This is a genomic window from Pseudomonas sp. BSw22131, from assembly GCF_026810445.1.
Taxonomy (GTDB): Bacteria; Pseudomonadota; Gammaproteobacteria; order Pseudomonadales; family Pseudomonadaceae; genus Aquipseudomonas; species Aquipseudomonas huanghezhanensis.
In genome coordinates this window covers 861,703-877,218 of sequence record NZ_CP113949.1, presented here as the reverse complement: position 1 = coordinate 877,218, position 15,516 = coordinate 861,703, and the positions used below count along the sequence as shown (strand labels likewise).

Sequence of the window (15,516 nt, the reverse complement as noted above, 5' to 3'; positions counted from 1 at the left end):
TTCACCATGCGTTACGCCCATCCCGGTACTGAAGGCGCCCTCGTTACCTTCAAAACCAAATACGGCAACTACATCGGTGGCGAATTTGTCGCACCGGTCAAAGGCCAGTACTTTGAAAACACCTCGCCCATCACCGGCAAGTTGATCGCTGAGTTCCCTCGGTCGACCGCCGAAGACATCGACAAAGCCCTCGACGCAGCCCATGCCGCTGCCGATGCGTGGGGCAAGACCTCCGTGCAGGAGCGTTCGCTGACCCTGCTCAAAATCGCTGATCGCATCGAACAGAACCTTGAAGTACTGGCCATCACCGAAACTTGGGACAACGGCAAGGCCGTGCGCGAAACCCTCAACGCGGACATTCCACTGGCGGTCGATCATTTCCGTTATTTCGCAGGCGTACTGCGCGCCCAGGAAGGCAGCGCTGCCGAAATCGACGGCAATACCGTGGCCTATCACATTCACGAACCGCTGGGCGTGGTCGGGCAGATCATCCCGTGGAACTTCCCGATTCTGATGGCCGCCTGGAAACTCGCGCCAGCGTTGGCAGCGGGCAATTGCATCGTCCTCAAACCGGCCGAGCAAACGCCGCTGGGCATCACCGTACTGATGGAATTGATCGGCGATTTGCTGCCAAAAGGCGTGCTCAACGTGGTGCAGGGTTATGGACGTGAAGCGGGCGAAGCGCTGGCCAGCAGCAAGCGCATCGCCAAGATCGCTTTCACAGGTTCCACGCCGGTTGGCTCGCACATCATGAAGCTGGCCGCTGACAGCATCATCCCCTCCACCGTTGAGCTGGGCGGCAAATCGCCGAACATCTTCTTCGAAGACATCATGCAGGCCGAGCCCGAGTTCATCGACAAGGCCGCTGAAGGCGTGGTGCTGGCCTTCTTCAATCAGGGCGAAGTCTGCACCTGCCCTTCCCGCTGCCTGGTTCAAGAGTCGATCTACCCGCAGTTCATGGAAGTGGTGATGCAGAAGGTCCTGAAAATCAAACGCGGCGACCCGCTGGATACCGACACCATGGTCGGCGCACAGGCGTCTCAGCAGCAGTTCGACAAAATCCTGTCTTACCTGGAGATCGCGCAGGGCGAAGGCGCCGAGCTGCTCACCGGCGGCAAGGTTGAAAAGCTGGAAGGCGACCTGTCGACCGGCTATTACATCCAGCCGACGCTGCTCAAGGGCAACAACAAGATGCGCGTGTTCCAGGAAGAAATCTTCGGCCCAGTGGTCAGCGTGACCACGTTCAAGGATGAAGCCGAAGCGCTGGCCATCGCCAACGACACCGAGTTCGGCCTGGGCGCAGGCCTGTGGACCCGTGACATCAACCGCGCGTACCGAGTAGGCCGGGCGATCAAGGCTGGTCGTGTGTGGACTAACTGCTACCACTTGTACCCGGCGCACGCCGCATTCGGCGGTTACAAGAAATCCGGCGTCGGTCGTGAAACCCACAAGGTCGCGCTTGAGCACTATCAGCAAACCAAAAACCTGCTGGTGAGCTACGACATCAACCCGCTGGGCTTCTTCTAAATCGGTTTGAGTGACAGACAACCAATGGCCTCTTCGGAGGCCATTGGTGTTTAAGGGGCAAACTGCTGGCGAGGTTCGTCCGCGAAGCTTGCGACCCGCAGTGTCAGGTAAAACCGGGCCGTCAGCTGCGCTGTGCCAGGCAAACCCAGTCGTCAGCTTCGCGGGCAAGCCTCGCTCCAACAAAATCATCGTGCGCCAAAATGGGACGTGTAACTGCCATGACCGGTTGTGGACGGATCCATGCAGCCCTGCAATTGGCACTTTGAAGCACGATGGAGTATTTATTGCTTGCATCGCTTCCAACAGTCGGCAGCCGCAGTCAGGCGCCGAGGACACTACGCCCGGATCAAACGCGTCCGGCCGTCACGGAGAATCTGCATGGCAAGCTTTTCGCATTCTGTCGGCGCTCAGACTTATTGCTTCGACAGCCTCAAGGACGTCATGGCCAAGGCCAGTCCGGCGCGCTCGGGGGACTTCCTCGCAGGTGTCGCAGCCACCAATGACGCCGAGCGCGTAGCCGCGCAAATGGCGCTGGCCGACATCCCGCTCAAGTACTTTCTCGAAGAAGTGCTGATCCCGTATGAAAGCGATGAAGTCACTCGGCTGATCATCGACACGCACGACAAAGCCGCATTTGCCACCGTCAGCCATCTGACCGTCGGCGGCTTTCGCGACTGGCTGCTGAGTGAGCAGGCAAACGAGACGAGCCTGCGCGCCCTTGCCCCAGGCCTGACCCCTGAAATGGCGGCCGCCGTGTCCAAGATCATGCGCGTGCAGGATCTGATTCTGGTCGCGCAGAAAATCCGCGTCGTCACCCGATTTCGCAACACGGTCGGGCTGCGGGGTCGTTTATCAACGCGCCTGCAACCCAATCACCCCACAGACGAGCCCTCGGGTATCGCCGCCAGCATTCTCGACGGGCTGCTGTACGGCAACGGCGACGCCATGATCGGCATCAACCCCGCCACCGACAGCACCTCCTCAATCGTTGCGTTGCTGGAGATGCTCAACGCGATCATCCAGCGTTATGAAATCCCGACTCAGGCGTGCGTGCTGACCCACGTCACCACGTCCATTGAAGTGATCAACCGCGGGGTGCCAGTGGACCTGGTGTTTCAGTCGATCACCGGCACGGAAGCGGCCAATACCAGCTTCGGAATCAACCTGAATGTGCTGCAGGAAGGCTATGAAGCCGGTCTGAGTCTGAACCGCGGCACCTTGGGCCAGAACCTGATGTATTTCGAAACCGGACAAGGCAGCGCGCTGTCGGCCAACGCTCATCACGGCGTCGATCAACAGACCTGCGAGACGCGAGCTTACGCCGTGGCGCGCCATTTCAATCCGTTCCTGGTGAATACGGTGGTGGGTTTCATCGGTCCTGAGTATTTGTACAACGGCAAACAGATTATTCGTGCCGGGCTTGAAGACCACTTCTGCGGCAAGCTTCTGGGCGTGCCAATGGGCTGTGACATCTGCTACACCAATCACGCCGAAGCCGATCAGGACGACATGGACACGCTGCTGACCCTGCTGGGCGTGGCCGGGATCAACTTCATCATGGGCATTCCGGGGTCCGACGACATCATGCTCAATTACCAGACCACCTCTTTCCATGATGCGCTGTACGCCCGACAAACCCTGGGCTTGCGCGCTGCGCCTGAATACGAAGCGTGGCTGGAGAAGATGGGCATCTTTACCCAGACCGATGGCCGCGTACGTTTCGGCGATGCTTTACCGCCGGCATTCCGCCAGGCACTGGCGCATCTGGTATGAGTGACAAGCCCATGGACGAGATCAACCCGCCCAATCTCAAACCTGAAAACCCTTGGCTCGATCTGCGCCGCCTGACGCCTGCGCGTATTGCGCTAGGTCGTACCGGCACCAGCATGCCCACCGGTGCGCAGCTGGATTTTCAAGCAGCACACGCACAGGCCCGTGATGCCGTGCACTTGCCCTTCGAGCATGCAGCCCTCACCGACGCCCTTGCCGCCAAGGGCCGAGAACATTTGCTGCTACACAGCGCGGCGCCTGACCGTGATACCTATCTGCAACGCCCGGATCTGGGCCGCAAGCTGGACGAAGACTCCGCTCAGGCATTGACCGAGTACGCCTTGGCGCATGCTGGCGGCGTTGATCTGGCGGTGGTCATAGCTGATGGGCTGTCTGCGTTGGCGGTGCATCGTCACGCGCTGCCGTTTCTGGAGCGGATGGAGGAACAGGCCACCGCTGAGGGATGGTCGTTGTCACCCGTGATTCTGGTAGAGCAAGGCCGGGTCGCCGTTGCTGACGAAATCGGTGAACGACTTGGCGCAAAAATGGTGGTGATCCTGATCGGCGAGCGGCCGGGTCTCAGTTCTCCCGACAGCCTCGGGCTGTACTTCACTTACGCGCCGAAAACGGGACTGACCGACGCCAGCCGCAACTGTATTTCCAATGTGCGCCTGGAAGGGTTGAGTTACGGCATGGCGACGCATCGTCTGTTGTACCTGATGCGTGAAGCGTGTCGTCGCCAGCTGTCAGGTGTCAGCCTCAAAGACGAAGCCCAATTGCAGACGCTGGAGTCGGACTCATCCACCGAGGGCAGCGCGAACTTCCTGCTCGCTGGTCCGAAAGAATGAAGTCCAGCTTCCAAGCGGTCAGGCCCCCGATGCGCGAGGATTGAGCAAATGCGTCTGTCTGTAGGGGCGACATTGCGCGGGTTGCCCCTATAATGCCGCCCTCACAATCCCTCATTTTCAGCCGCACGTGACCCGGATCGGGTCTCACCACCCAGGTGCCGTACATGGATTTCAATCCGCTCGACCTTATCCTTCACCTCGATGTTTACCTGGATTTGCTGGTTACCAACTACGGCACATGGGTCTACGCGATCCTGTTTCTGGTGATCTTCTGCGAAACGGGGCTGGTGGTGATGCCGTTCCTGCCAGGGGATTCTCTGCTCTTCATCGCGGGCGCGGTGGCTGCGGGTGGCGGCATGGACCCTGTGCTGTTGGCCGGTTTGTTGATGGCTGCGGCGATTCTTGGCGACAGCACCAACTATGTCATCGGTCGCACTGCGGGCGACAAACTGTTCAGCAACCCGAACTCGAAAATCTTCCGTCGCGATTACCTGACCCGCACTCACGAGTTTTACGATCGCCATGGCGGCAAAACCGTGACGCTGGCGCGCTTCCTGCCGATCATCCGCACGTTCGCCCCATTCGTGGCTGGCGTCGGCAAGATGCATTACCCGCGCTTCCTGGGCTTCAGCGTGCTGGGCTCGATCCTGTGGGTCGGCGGTCTGGTTGCACTGGGCTACTTCTTCGGGAACATCCCGTTCATCAAGAAAAACCTCACCCTGCTGGTGCTGGCGATCATCATCATGTCGTTGCTGCCGATGATCATCGGTCTGCTGCGCGGCCGCATGGCCCGGTCTGCCGACGTACGCTGAGCCATGTGGTCGCTTGGCGGCTGGCTCAAGCGCCGCACCCTGGCGCGTCACCCGGTGCCCGATGAGCTATGGGCTCGGGTGCGTCAACGCCTGCCGATCCTCGACGGCCTGAGCGCCGAAGAGGATCAGCGTCTGCGCGATTGTTGCGTACTGTTTCTGCAAGACAAAACCCTGACAGCGCTGGACGGGGTAAATCTGGACGATGAGTCCCGGCTGTTCCTTGCAGCGCAGGCGCAGTTGCCACTGTTGGCGCTGGGCGATCTGAACTGGTACCAGGGCTTTCATGAAATTGTGTTGTACCCCGATGACTTCATCAGCCCGCAGAAACACCGCGATGCCAGCGGTATCGAGCACGAGTGGGACGGTGAGCACAGCGGTGAGGCATGGTCGCAGGGGCCGGTGATTCTGGCGTGGGCGGGCGTGCTGTCGAGCGGCGGCTGGGAAGGCTACAACCTGGTTATTCACGAGCTGGCGCACAAGCTGGACATGCTCAACGGCGACGCCAATGGGATGCCGCCGCTGCACCAGGGCATGGCGGTCAAGCAATGGACCGATGCGATGCAAAGCGCTTTCGACGACCTCAACCGACAGCTGGATGCCGATCCCGACGCCGAGACGGCTATCGATCCGTATGCGGCTGAAGATCCGGGCGAGTTCTTCGCGGTCACCAGCGAATACTTCTTCAGCGCACCGGATGTGCTCGCCCAAGCCTATCCGGCTGTCTACCAGCAACTGAGTGCCTTTTATCGGCAGGACACCCTCGGCCGACTGACGGCACTTCAGCAGCAAAACCCGGTCTATCAGGCTCATACCAACGTCTAGAAGCGGTTGTCGCACATGGCAACACTTCTGGAAATATGCCTATAATCCGGCCCACTTTTTGGCGCTCGACGCCAGATTCTGACTGGTCAACAAAGGGGGCACTGCCCAATGAGCTACAGCAAGATTCCGGCTGGTAAAGACCTGCCGAATGACATCTACGTCGCGATCGAAATCCCGGCCAACCACGCCCCGATCAAATACGAAATCGACAAAGACAGCGACTGCCTGTTCGTTGACCGCTTTATGGCCACCCCGATGTTCTACCCGGCCAACTACGGTTTTATCCCAAACACCCTGGCTGACGACGGCGACCCGCTGGACGTACTGGTTGTGACGCCTTACCCGGTCACGCCAGGCTCGGTTATCCGCGCTCGTCCAGTCGGCATCCTGCACATGACCGACGACGGCGGCGGCGATGCCAAAGTCATCGCAGTCCCGCACGACAAGCTGTCCCAGCTGTACGTCGATGTGAAGGAATACACCGATTTGCCGCCCCTGCTGCTTGAGCAAATCAAGCACTTCTTCGAGAACTACAAAGACCTCGAAAAAGGCAAATGGGTGAAGATCGAAGGTTGGGGCAACGCAGACGCTGCCCGCGCTGAAATCACCAAGTCGGTAGCCGCCTACAAAGGCTGATTCCGACTCGCAATCTTTAGAGCATCCGGTCCTCGGGTGCTTTAAAGGTCGCAACCCAGTCCCGCCGCCTGAAAATCCGCGTTTAAATGTTTAAAAAAACGACCCCGTCACAGAACGTTTATCGTGTTTAACGCCATCGCGTATATATCGACCCACGCCAACTCCCATCCGCCTCGAAACTGTTACTGAAAAGGCTCTGTCTCAGCGGCCTTCGCTGACTGAGGCCTCCAGAGCTTATCTTTTGTGTGCACCCAGCATTGTTGCCTTAACTATCAAGAGCTACAGAACCATCCTACAAGAGCAACTTATAACTGTAAGTCTGTGAAACAGGAGTGACTACTACGTCATGTTTTTTGAACACTTCGTTCATTTAAACAAAGTTAAAGCCGCCGTAAACTGGCCCCATGAATACATCAGGTGATCGATTACGCGTACTGCTGCGAGAGTGCTACCTCTCCGCCACAGACTTCGCAGCCAACCGCAACGTGACGCCCCAGCACGTGAACAACTGGTTCAAGCGCGGCATCCCCATTGGACGTATCGATGAAGTTGCCAACTTGCTCAGCGTCAACGCCGAGTGGCTGCGCACCGGTGCCGGCCCCAAGCATCCCGGTGAAGGCAGAACCCCAGCCCCACCGCCCCCGGTGAGCCAGAAACCCGTCAGCGAAAAGCCACGGACCGAACGCAGCGCCCGAGATCAGCTTGATCTCCCGCTGTACGACGAGCAGCACAAACCCGGCGCCCAACGCACGGCCGTAGGCGAAGTGCCGAATAGAAAAATCCGGCTATCACGCCGCGTGCTCAATGCCATGGACGTCGAGTTGCATAACGCGATTTGCATCGCAATGACCGGCAGCAGCATGGCCGACAAAATTCAGGATGGGTCGCTGATTGGCATCGACACGGGCAAGACGCTCATTATCGACGGCGAAATCTACGCACTCGAACACGACGGCATGCTGCGCGTGAAGTACCTGTACCGCCTGCCCGGTGGCGGTTTGCGATTGCGCAGCCACAATGCCGGCGAATACCCGGACGAGGTCTTCACCGCCCTGCAAATCCAGGAGCAACATATTCAGGTGCTGGGGTGGGTTTTCTGGTGGTCCACGCTTAACAATCGTCGGCACCCTGCGGCACTGCCTTGATTTTCAAGGAAAAAGACAGATGACAGCCCATTGAAGCTGGGCAGATCCCGCGAACATCAGTATCCTGCACGCCTTCGTTTCATCACCGCTCCGCTACCCGCAGAGCGATGACAGACGCGGCAACCGCCCCCGGGCCTGCCTCGTTACCTCACAAGCGCTCCTTTGCAGAGCGCACTTTTGCAGGCGGGTGCGGTTAGCCAAAAACTAACCAAACCTGTCCACGAGAAGCCGGCCACAAGCCGGCTTTTTAATGTCTTTTGGAAAGCCATTCTTATCTACTGAAAACCGCTACAGACTTGCTAGATTAAGGGTTTCAGCCTATTTTTTTTCCCGTGACTTCCGTTTTGATCCGAGGCGTTCCACACGTAAGTGGGGGAACAAGTGGGGGAACAGAGGGCGAAAAAAATGGGCAAACTGACCGCCAATCAAGTCAAAAATCTGGTTGAGGCTGGGACGTACGAAGACGGTCAAGGGCTTCGTCTTTTGGTGAAACCCTCAGGACGAAAAACCTGAGTGCTCCGCTTTCAATTGAACGGCAAAAGCAGGGAGATGGGTCTGGGGAGCTACCCTCAGCTCGACCTGAAAAAAGCCCGCGCAGCCGCCTATGAAAATAAAGCCCAGATACTCAACGGCACAGACCCCTTAGCAAAACGACAGGCTGAGCAGGCCGCTCAACGAGAAGCTGAACGCCGAGAACAGGCACAGCTGATAACCTTCGAGAAATTGGCCACCGACTACCGAGATGCCCATGGCTCAAGCTGGTCGGAGAAATGGCGCAAGGGCTGGTTGAGGAAGCTCGAGCTCTATGCCTTCCCTACAATAGGGAAGCTGTCAGCTGATCAGATCGAGACCAAACATTTGATCAAGGCCCTGCAGCCACTCTGGTCGACCAAGACGCGGACGGCTGACGAAGTGCGTGGGCAAATCGAACAGATCCTGGATGCCGCCAGAGCCCGTGGTCTCAGGACCGGAGAGAATCCGGCACGCTGGCGCGGCCATCTCGAAAACCTGCTCAGCCGGCATGAAAAGAAAGCTCGTAAACGCCAACATCATCCTGCATTGAAATGGCAGGACCTACCGACGCTCATGGACGACTTACGCAAGGATCCCAGTCACGTTTCTGTCGCAGCTCAGTTACTGATCCTAACCGGGGCTCGCTCGCATATGGTCCGATTCGCACGCTGGGATGAATTTGACTTGGAGTCGGGTCGATGGTCTCTGCCAGATGAGCGTATGAAAACACGGCAAGCGTTCGCGATTCCTTTGGTCCCAGAGGTGGCTTCACTTCTGAAGGGCCTTCCGAAAATCAATATTAGAAGTCCCTACGTTTTCCCCGGCCACGGCCGAAGCGGCGTGATGCACGCTAATGGCATTCGCAATCTGCTACATACACTGGGTTATGAGCACATCACTCGTCACGGCTTCCGCTCGACCTTCCGGGACTGGGCAGGTGAAAGGACGCCTTTCCCAAGAGATATCTGCGAGCTCGCACTGGCCCATGACGAGCGCGGGGAAACGGAAAGCGCATATTCTCGATCAGACTTTTTTGATAAGCGACGGGAGCTGATGCACGCGTGGGCCATCTACGCTACATCTACACCTGAACACACGGATGAGAGCCAACGCGAAACATCGGGGGAATGATGAGGCGGCGACTGCTGAATGCGTCGGACCTTGGGGCGCAAAGGCGACAATCCCGCAACTGCGGCGAAACCAATATCGGTGTAGGACCACGAGGTCTCTGGTTACCGACTTTAAAAGCCGGGTCCCTGCGCTGCAGCAACTCATCCGCTTGGCCATTTCATTGCGCCAACCTGCGCCCGTCTCTTTCTCCCGGAAAGAGACGGGCGCTCCTACCGCTGCTGCAGCCCAACTCGTACAAGGCTTTGCGGCATTTCCCCCTCGTGACAATCGGCGTGACAAACACCGAAGTCACCAGCAACAGCGATGCAGATGATGGTGCCGCAGCCCACGGAATGGACTGCACCTGACTGACAGTCAGGCACGCACCGGTCATCGCATCACTGCCTTCACCCGACTCAGGATCACGCGGCGTTGGTCTCGTCAGCCAATGTAGCCTCCACCCGCCCACCGGTATCGGTGTTCAGGAGGCCAGATCATGAGATGCCCATGCTCCCGGTCGTAAGGAGCCGCCAGTCCCGCGTTAGCGGACAACCCCACAGGTCGCAGGGACCTTGATCCCTGATAACACTCAACATTCTTGGCGGGATGACGTGGGGAAACTGCACAGGTGTCGCAAGCATTGATAGGGGAAGGGGAACCCCAGAGTCCTATCCAAAAACCAGCTTTCGACCAGTAGGTCATCTACTGTAATAAAAAGTTGACGCAGCGCAGAAAGGGAGCGATAGTCACATCGCCATCACCTCAGTACGGACACTACAGAGAAAAAAGTGAGGTGCGGCAGGTTGCAGCCTGCCGCGATTGCAATAACTGACACGTTAGGAGAGCTAAAGCTATGAAATTGTATCAAATCACCTATGACCTACGTAAGCAGCGTGACTATCAATCTCTGCAAACCCGGATTAAAGCTTATGGCACATGGTGCCGTCCGCTGGAGTCCACCTGGATCATTGCCACCAGCCAGACTGCCGATCAGGTACGGGATAACCTCAAAATAGCAATGGATGCAGATGACGGTTTGCTCGTAACCCGTCTTCAGGGAGACGCTGCATGGTATGGACTGTCGGTCGAAGTGACCAAATGGCTACATAACCAGTACCAGCACTGCGAAGTCTGATCATCTAGCGCCAAGGATGGCGCTTTCACACAGAGCTAACTTATGCCAACCCAGTTATTCAAATTGAGCGAATTGGCTGATATTCGATCGGGTTACACATTCCGCGGCGCGCTAGAACATGACCCGGCTGGAGATGTTCGCGTCCTGCAGATTAGGGATCTGCGTCAACAAGCAGCGATTGATCCCGCCACACTTATTGCCATTACTTGGGAGGCCCGCACAGCGGCTCCCTTACTCGAGCAAGGCGATATCGTAGTGATCGCTCGCGGCGATAAGAATACTGCCGCTCTCTACAGAGCAGAACAGCGGATTGTGGCGACTAGCCAATTCTTTATTGTCAGCCCCAAAACAACAAGGGTACTACCGGAATACCTGTGCTGGTTGATCAACCTTCCGCAAAGCCAGCGAAGCCTTGAACGCAGCGGCAGCAGCATCCAAGCCATCAGCAAAGCATCGCTGATGAATATGCCCATTCCGCTGCCCTTGCTGGAAACCCAAGGCAGGCTGACTCAATTGCAACGCCTCTGGGATGAAGAAGATCAACTTATCAGCCAGCTACACATGAATCGTGAACAAATGCTCCAGGGCATTTATCAGCAACTTATTAAGGATTGATCCATGAACGACAAAGTTAATCAAGACGACATCAATAAGGCGCTATGGGCCGCGTGCGACACATTCCGTGGCACGATCAGCGCGGACACCTATAAAGACTTCATCCTTACCATGCTGTTTCTCAAGTACATCAGCGATGTTTGGCAGGACCACTATGACACGTACAAAATAGAATATGGCGACGAGCCAGAACTGATTGAGGAAATGCTAAAAAACGAGCGTTTCGTCCTACCGCGTGACGCCAGCTTTTATGCACTGCATAACCAGCGTCACGAACCAGGTAATGGTGAACGTATCGATCTGGCGTTACACGCCATCGAAGAAGCGAACGGCACCAAGCTCAAAGACGTCGGCAAAAGCGTTTTCCAAGATATTTCCTTCAACACCGACCGCCTCGGTGAAGAGAAGCAGAAAAACGCCATTTTGCGCCACTTACTGGAGAACTTTGACCGCGCCGAACTCAACCTCAAACCGTCCCGCGTCGGCAGTCTGGATGTAATCGGTAACGCCTACGAATACCTGATCAAAAACTTCGCTGCCAGCGGTGGTCAAAAAGCAGGTGAGTTTTATACTCCGCCGGAAGTCTCCGAGCTCATCGCCGAACTGCTCGATCCACAACCTGGCGATAGCATCTGCGACCCGGCCTGTGGATCAGCCTCACTGTTGATGAAATGCGGACGCAAAATTCGAGAGCATCATAGCAGCAAGCAATACGCACTCTATGGCCAGGAAGCCATCGGTTCCACTTGGTCGCTGGCCAAGATGAACATGTTTCTGCACGGTGAGGATAACCACAAGATCGAGTGGGGCGATACTCTACGCAACCCCAAGTTGCTTGATCAAAATGGCCAATTGCTTAGATTCGATATTGTCACCGCGAATCCACCTTTCTCATTGGACACGTGGGGCCACGAGGACGCCGAGAATGATCATTTCGGTCGGTTCAAACGAGGCGTACCACCAAAAAGCAAAGGCGATTACGCCTTTATTCTCCACATGATTGAAACACTGAAGCCCAAGACGGGGCGTATGGCCGTAGTCGTACCCCATGGCGTACTGTTCCGTGGCTCCAGAGAAGGGAAAATCCGTCAGAAACTGATAGAGGAAAACCTGCTGGATGCCGTAATAGGTTTACCGGAAAAGCTTTTTTACGGCACGGGAATTCCCGCCGCCATCCTGATATTCAACAAGGCCAAGACAGATAATAACGTTCTGTTCATCGACGCGAGCCGTGAGTTCAAGTCTGGAAAAAACCAAAACTTTCTGAGTAACGAACATATACAAAATATTCTCATTACCTACCGTCACCGTATTAACTCTGAAAAATACAGCCACCGCGCCAGCCTGCAAGAAATTAGCGACAACGACTACAATTTAAACATTCCGCGATATGTGAATACTTTCGAAGAGGAAGACGATATTAATCTCACGGCTGTCCGAGCCGAACGTGCACAACTCAACGCCAAGCTAGCAGAGTTAGAGATAGAGATGGATGCTTACCTAAAGGAGCTTGGTTATGGTTCCTGAAAAATGGACAAACATTCATCTTGGCGAAATTTTTGAGTTTAAGAACGGACTAAACACCGACAAGGCTAGCTATGGCCATGGTCAAAAATTTATAAACGTGATGGATGTCTTAAACAACAGCACAATCACCGAAAGCGAAATAATAGGCAGAGTAAAAGTTTCCGAAAAACAGCTGGAAGACTACTCAGTAAAAAAAGGTGACATACTTTTTAATCGCACCTCTGAAACCTTTAGTGAAATCGCAATGTCCGCCGTATATATCGGCGAGCAAACCGTAACTTTCGGCGGCTTCGTTATTAGAGGAAGACCAAAAAACCCCATATTACGAACCGATTTTTTGGCCTACGTACTTCAGTCAAAAAACTTCAGAACTGAAGCCATCAAAAGAGGGCAAGGTGTCGTTCGGGCGAACATCGGCCAAAAAGATCTAGCTACGATTCAAGTTCTTGTGCCCTCCCACCTCGAACAAAAGAAGATCGCCAAAATCCTGTCAGCCTGGGATCAAGCCATCGTTACTTCCACACAGTTACTTGAGGCAAGTCAGCAACAGAAAAAAGTATTGATGCGCAAGCTACTAGCCGGAAAACAACGTCTACCAGGATTTTCCTATCAGTGGACGAGCGCCCCAGTAGCAAGTTGTTTGCTTGGATCCAGCCTCCGCAACTTAGACTCTACCTTGGGGTTGGAAAATGTCATGTCCGTCAATAAAACGGAAGGCATGATCCCCATGAGAGAGAGAACTATTGGCAAGTCTATTAATCGTTATAAAATCGTAAAAAACGGCTGGTTTGCTTACAATCCAATGCGAATAAACGTTGGTTCTATTTGTCGCTGGAACAAAGAAGAAAATTGCCTCGTGAGCCCTGACTATATTGTATTCAGGTGCAACGAGAGCGTATTGCTCGGGTCGTATTTTGACCAATTCAGAAAATCGGAGCGCTGGACGGATTATATGAATAACGCAGGCAGCGGTAGCGTTCGCGTGCGAATTTATTTGAAAGATCTAAGTCAACTTGAAATACCACTCCCAAGAATAGAAGAGCAGCAAAAAATTGCTCAATTTCTATCCACAATTGACTGCGAAATCGAAACCCTGCAAAAAAAGCTCGCCTGCTTGAGACAAGAGAAAAAAGCATTGATGCATCAACTGCTGACGGGAACGCGCCGTGTGCAGGTGGATAAGATGGAGACCGCTTAATGGCCAAAAAACATATCCCGTTCGTTATCGCCTATGATTTCGACGGCACCCTGTCTCCAGGCAACATGCAAGAATATGACTTTGTTCCTGCTCTGAAAATCAAACCTGCCGTTTTTTGGCAGGAGGCTAAAGCAATGGCTCAGGAGCAACAGGCCGACGAAATCTTGGCCTATATGCGCTTGATGATAGAGCGAGCCCAAGCTGCTAAGGTACGTGTCAGTAAAAAAGACTTTGCTGACTTCGGAGCCAGTATTCAACTGTTTCCAGGCGTGGAAGACTGGTTCAAGCGTATCACTGCCTATGGTCGTACTAAAGGGATAAAAGTCGAACACTTCATTATTTCGTCAGGCCTACGCGAGATGATTGAAGGCACGCCGATCAACAAACATTTCACCCGTGTTTACGCATCTGGCTTTATGTACGACCACAACGGTATCGCACACTGGCCTGCACTGGCAGTGAATTATACTACCAAGACCCAATATCTGTTCCGCATCAATAAGGGCAGTTTGGATGTGCACGATAACTCGGTGATCAATAAATTCGTCGAGCCCTCCGAGAGACCAGTGCCCTTCAGCAATATGGTGTTTATTGGGGACGGCGAAACCGATATCCCTTCAATGCGTCTAGTTAAGAATCAAGGTGGTCACTCCATTGCTGTCTATAGCAAAGGCAAACGAGGGGCCCGCGAGAAAGCGCAGAAACTGGTGGATGAGGGCCGTACCAACCTCGCCACTACAGCGGACTACACCGAAAACTCGGCGATTGACCGCGCCGTGAAAGCGATGATCGACAAGGCCATCTCCATGCGCACAATCGCTGAGGCGAATGGTTGATATGACGTTAATTGACCTGATCCTTTACAGCACAGAAGACGGCTTGGCGCAGTTCACTTTGCGAGAGATGAATGGTCAGGTTTGGCTGACTCAACTGGAGCTAGCCGAGCTGTATCAGACTAGCAAGCAAAATATCGGCAAGCATATACAGGCTGTACTGGCTGATGGTGAGCTGGCTGCCGAGGCAGTTGTAAACCAAAAGTTTACTACTGCCGCAGACGGCAAAGAGTATCTGACGAACCTCTACGCTTTACCCATGATAATCGCCGTAGGCTACCGAGTACGCTCAACCCGCGGCTCTCAATTCCGACAGTGGGCTACACGTACCCTGAATGAATACATGCTCAAAGGCTTCGTGATGGACGATAGCCGCCTGAAGGAGCCTAGCTGGGATTACTTCGATGAACTGCTCGAACGCATCCGCGACATACGTTCGTCGGAGAAGCGTTTCTATCAGAAGGTTCGGGATCTGTTCTCCTTGGCAGAAGACTATCGCGCCAATGAACAGGACACCGCCCGGCTCTTCGCCGAGGTACAGAACAGGTTGTTTTTTGCTGTGACCGGGCATACTGCTGCCGAGTTGATCATGCGCCGCGCCAATGCCAACGAGCCGAACATGAACTTGCTCAGTTTCAAGGGCGACCGAGTGCGCAAGGCTGATGTGGTGGTCGCCAAAAACTACCTGAATGGCGAAGAGCTGGACCAGCTCAATCGCCTAGTCAGCATGTTCGTAGACTTCGCTGAGCTACGCGCCAAACAGCGTCAGCACATAAAGCTGCAAGATTGGCGGCAATACATTGATAGCTTCATGGTATTCAACGAGCAACCGCTGCTGCGCTCAGCCGGAACAGTGAGCCACGAGCAGATGAAACACGCTGCCCATGAACGCTACGAACAGTTCGATCAGAGGCGCAGAAGCGCAGAAGCACTAGAGGTGGATATCCAAGAACTGCAAGAACTCGAGCAGCTGGAAAAACGGTTGCGCAGTAGCATGAAGCCAAGCTGATGTCAGCACCAGACAA

The 15,516-nt window shown here is 54.9% G+C and carries 13 protein-coding genes and 1 pseudogene; all 14 read left to right on the top strand.

The features are described from left to right. Positions 1-6 precede the first annotated feature (6 nt). The 14 genes and pseudogenes from exaC to OYW20_RS03770 all read left to right on the top strand — a co-directional run bounded on the left by exaC (position 7) and on the right by OYW20_RS03770 (position 15,500). Positions 7-1,527 (top strand): acetaldehyde dehydrogenase ExaC, encoded by a 1,521-nt coding sequence (gene exaC, locus OYW20_RS03835; RefSeq protein ID WP_268801036.1) that lies wholly within the window; start codon positions 7-9, stop codon positions 1,525-1,527. 378 nt (positions 1,528-1,905) lie between these two features. After that, positions 1,906-3,300 carry an ethanolamine ammonia-lyase subunit EutB gene (locus OYW20_RS03830; protein ID WP_268799411.1) on the top strand — a complete coding sequence of 465 codons (1,395 nt, stop codon included), beginning with the start codon at positions 1,906-1,908 and terminating at the stop codon, positions 3,298-3,300. Further along, positions 3,297-4,145 carry an ethanolamine ammonia-lyase subunit EutC gene (gene eutC / locus OYW20_RS03825; RefSeq protein ID WP_408005459.1) on the top strand — a complete coding sequence of 283 codons (849 nt, stop codon included), beginning with the start codon at positions 3,297-3,299 and terminating at the stop codon, positions 4,143-4,145. The genes OYW20_RS03830 and eutC overlap by 4 nt, the downstream gene beginning before the upstream one ends. Positions 4,146-4,309: 164 nt before the next feature. Beyond that, positions 4,310-4,957, top strand: coding sequence for a DedA family protein (locus OYW20_RS03820; RefSeq protein ID WP_268799410.1), 648 nt, complete (start codon positions 4,310-4,312; stop codon positions 4,955-4,957). Between the two features lie 3 nt (positions 4,958-4,960). After that, on the top strand, positions 4,961-5,779 hold the full coding sequence (locus OYW20_RS03815; protein WP_268799409.1) for a M90 family metallopeptidase: 819 nt from the start codon (positions 4,961-4,963) through the stop codon (positions 5,777-5,779). Positions 5,780-5,887: 108 nt separating this feature from the next. After that, a complete protein-coding gene (ppa, locus tag OYW20_RS03810) occupies positions 5,888-6,415 on the top strand; it encodes an inorganic diphosphatase (RefSeq protein WP_003317259.1) in 528 nt (175 codons plus the stop codon). 404 nt (positions 6,416-6,819) lie between these two features. Further along, positions 6,820-7,560: a LexA family transcriptional regulator gene (locus OYW20_RS03805; protein ID WP_268799408.1), complete on the top strand. Its 741-nt coding sequence runs from the start codon at positions 6,820-6,822 to the stop codon at positions 7,558-7,560. Between the two features lie 405 nt (positions 7,561-7,965). Further along, positions 7,966-9,204: pseudogene (locus tag OYW20_RS03800) on the top strand (tyrosine-type recombinase/integrase). 832 nt (positions 9,205-10,036) lie between these two features. Continuing rightward, positions 10,037-10,318, top strand: coding sequence for a hypothetical protein (locus OYW20_RS03795; RefSeq protein WP_268799407.1), 282 nt, complete (start codon positions 10,037-10,039; stop codon positions 10,316-10,318). Positions 10,319-10,360: 42 nt separating this feature from the next. Then, the gene (locus tag OYW20_RS03790; RefSeq protein WP_268799406.1) at positions 10,361-10,933 is read left to right on the top strand and encodes a restriction endonuclease subunit S; all 573 of its coding nucleotides are present in this window, start codon (positions 10,361-10,363) and stop codon (positions 10,931-10,933) included. Positions 10,934-10,936: 3 nt separating this feature from the next. After that, complete coding sequence (locus OYW20_RS03785) at positions 10,937-12,460, top strand: type I restriction-modification system subunit M (RefSeq protein ID WP_268799405.1); 1,524 nt, start codon at positions 10,937-10,939, stop codon at positions 12,458-12,460. Beyond that, the gene (locus OYW20_RS03780; RefSeq protein ID WP_268799404.1) at positions 12,450-13,658 is read left to right on the top strand and encodes a restriction endonuclease subunit S; all 1,209 of its coding nucleotides are present in this window, start codon (positions 12,450-12,452) and stop codon (positions 13,656-13,658) included. Before OYW20_RS03785 ends, OYW20_RS03780 begins: the two co-directional genes overlap by 11 nt. Then, the gene (locus tag OYW20_RS03775) at positions 13,658-14,494 is read left to right on the top strand and encodes an HAD family hydrolase (protein WP_268799403.1); all 837 of its coding nucleotides are present in this window, start codon (positions 13,658-13,660) and stop codon (positions 14,492-14,494) included. The genes OYW20_RS03780 and OYW20_RS03775 overlap by 1 nt, the downstream gene beginning before the upstream one ends. Before the next feature lies 1 nt (position 14,495). After that, a complete protein-coding gene (locus OYW20_RS03770) occupies positions 14,496-15,500 on the top strand; it encodes a virulence RhuM family protein (RefSeq protein WP_268799402.1) in 1,005 nt (334 codons plus the stop codon). The last annotated feature ends 16 nt before the right edge of the window (positions 15,501-15,516 follow it).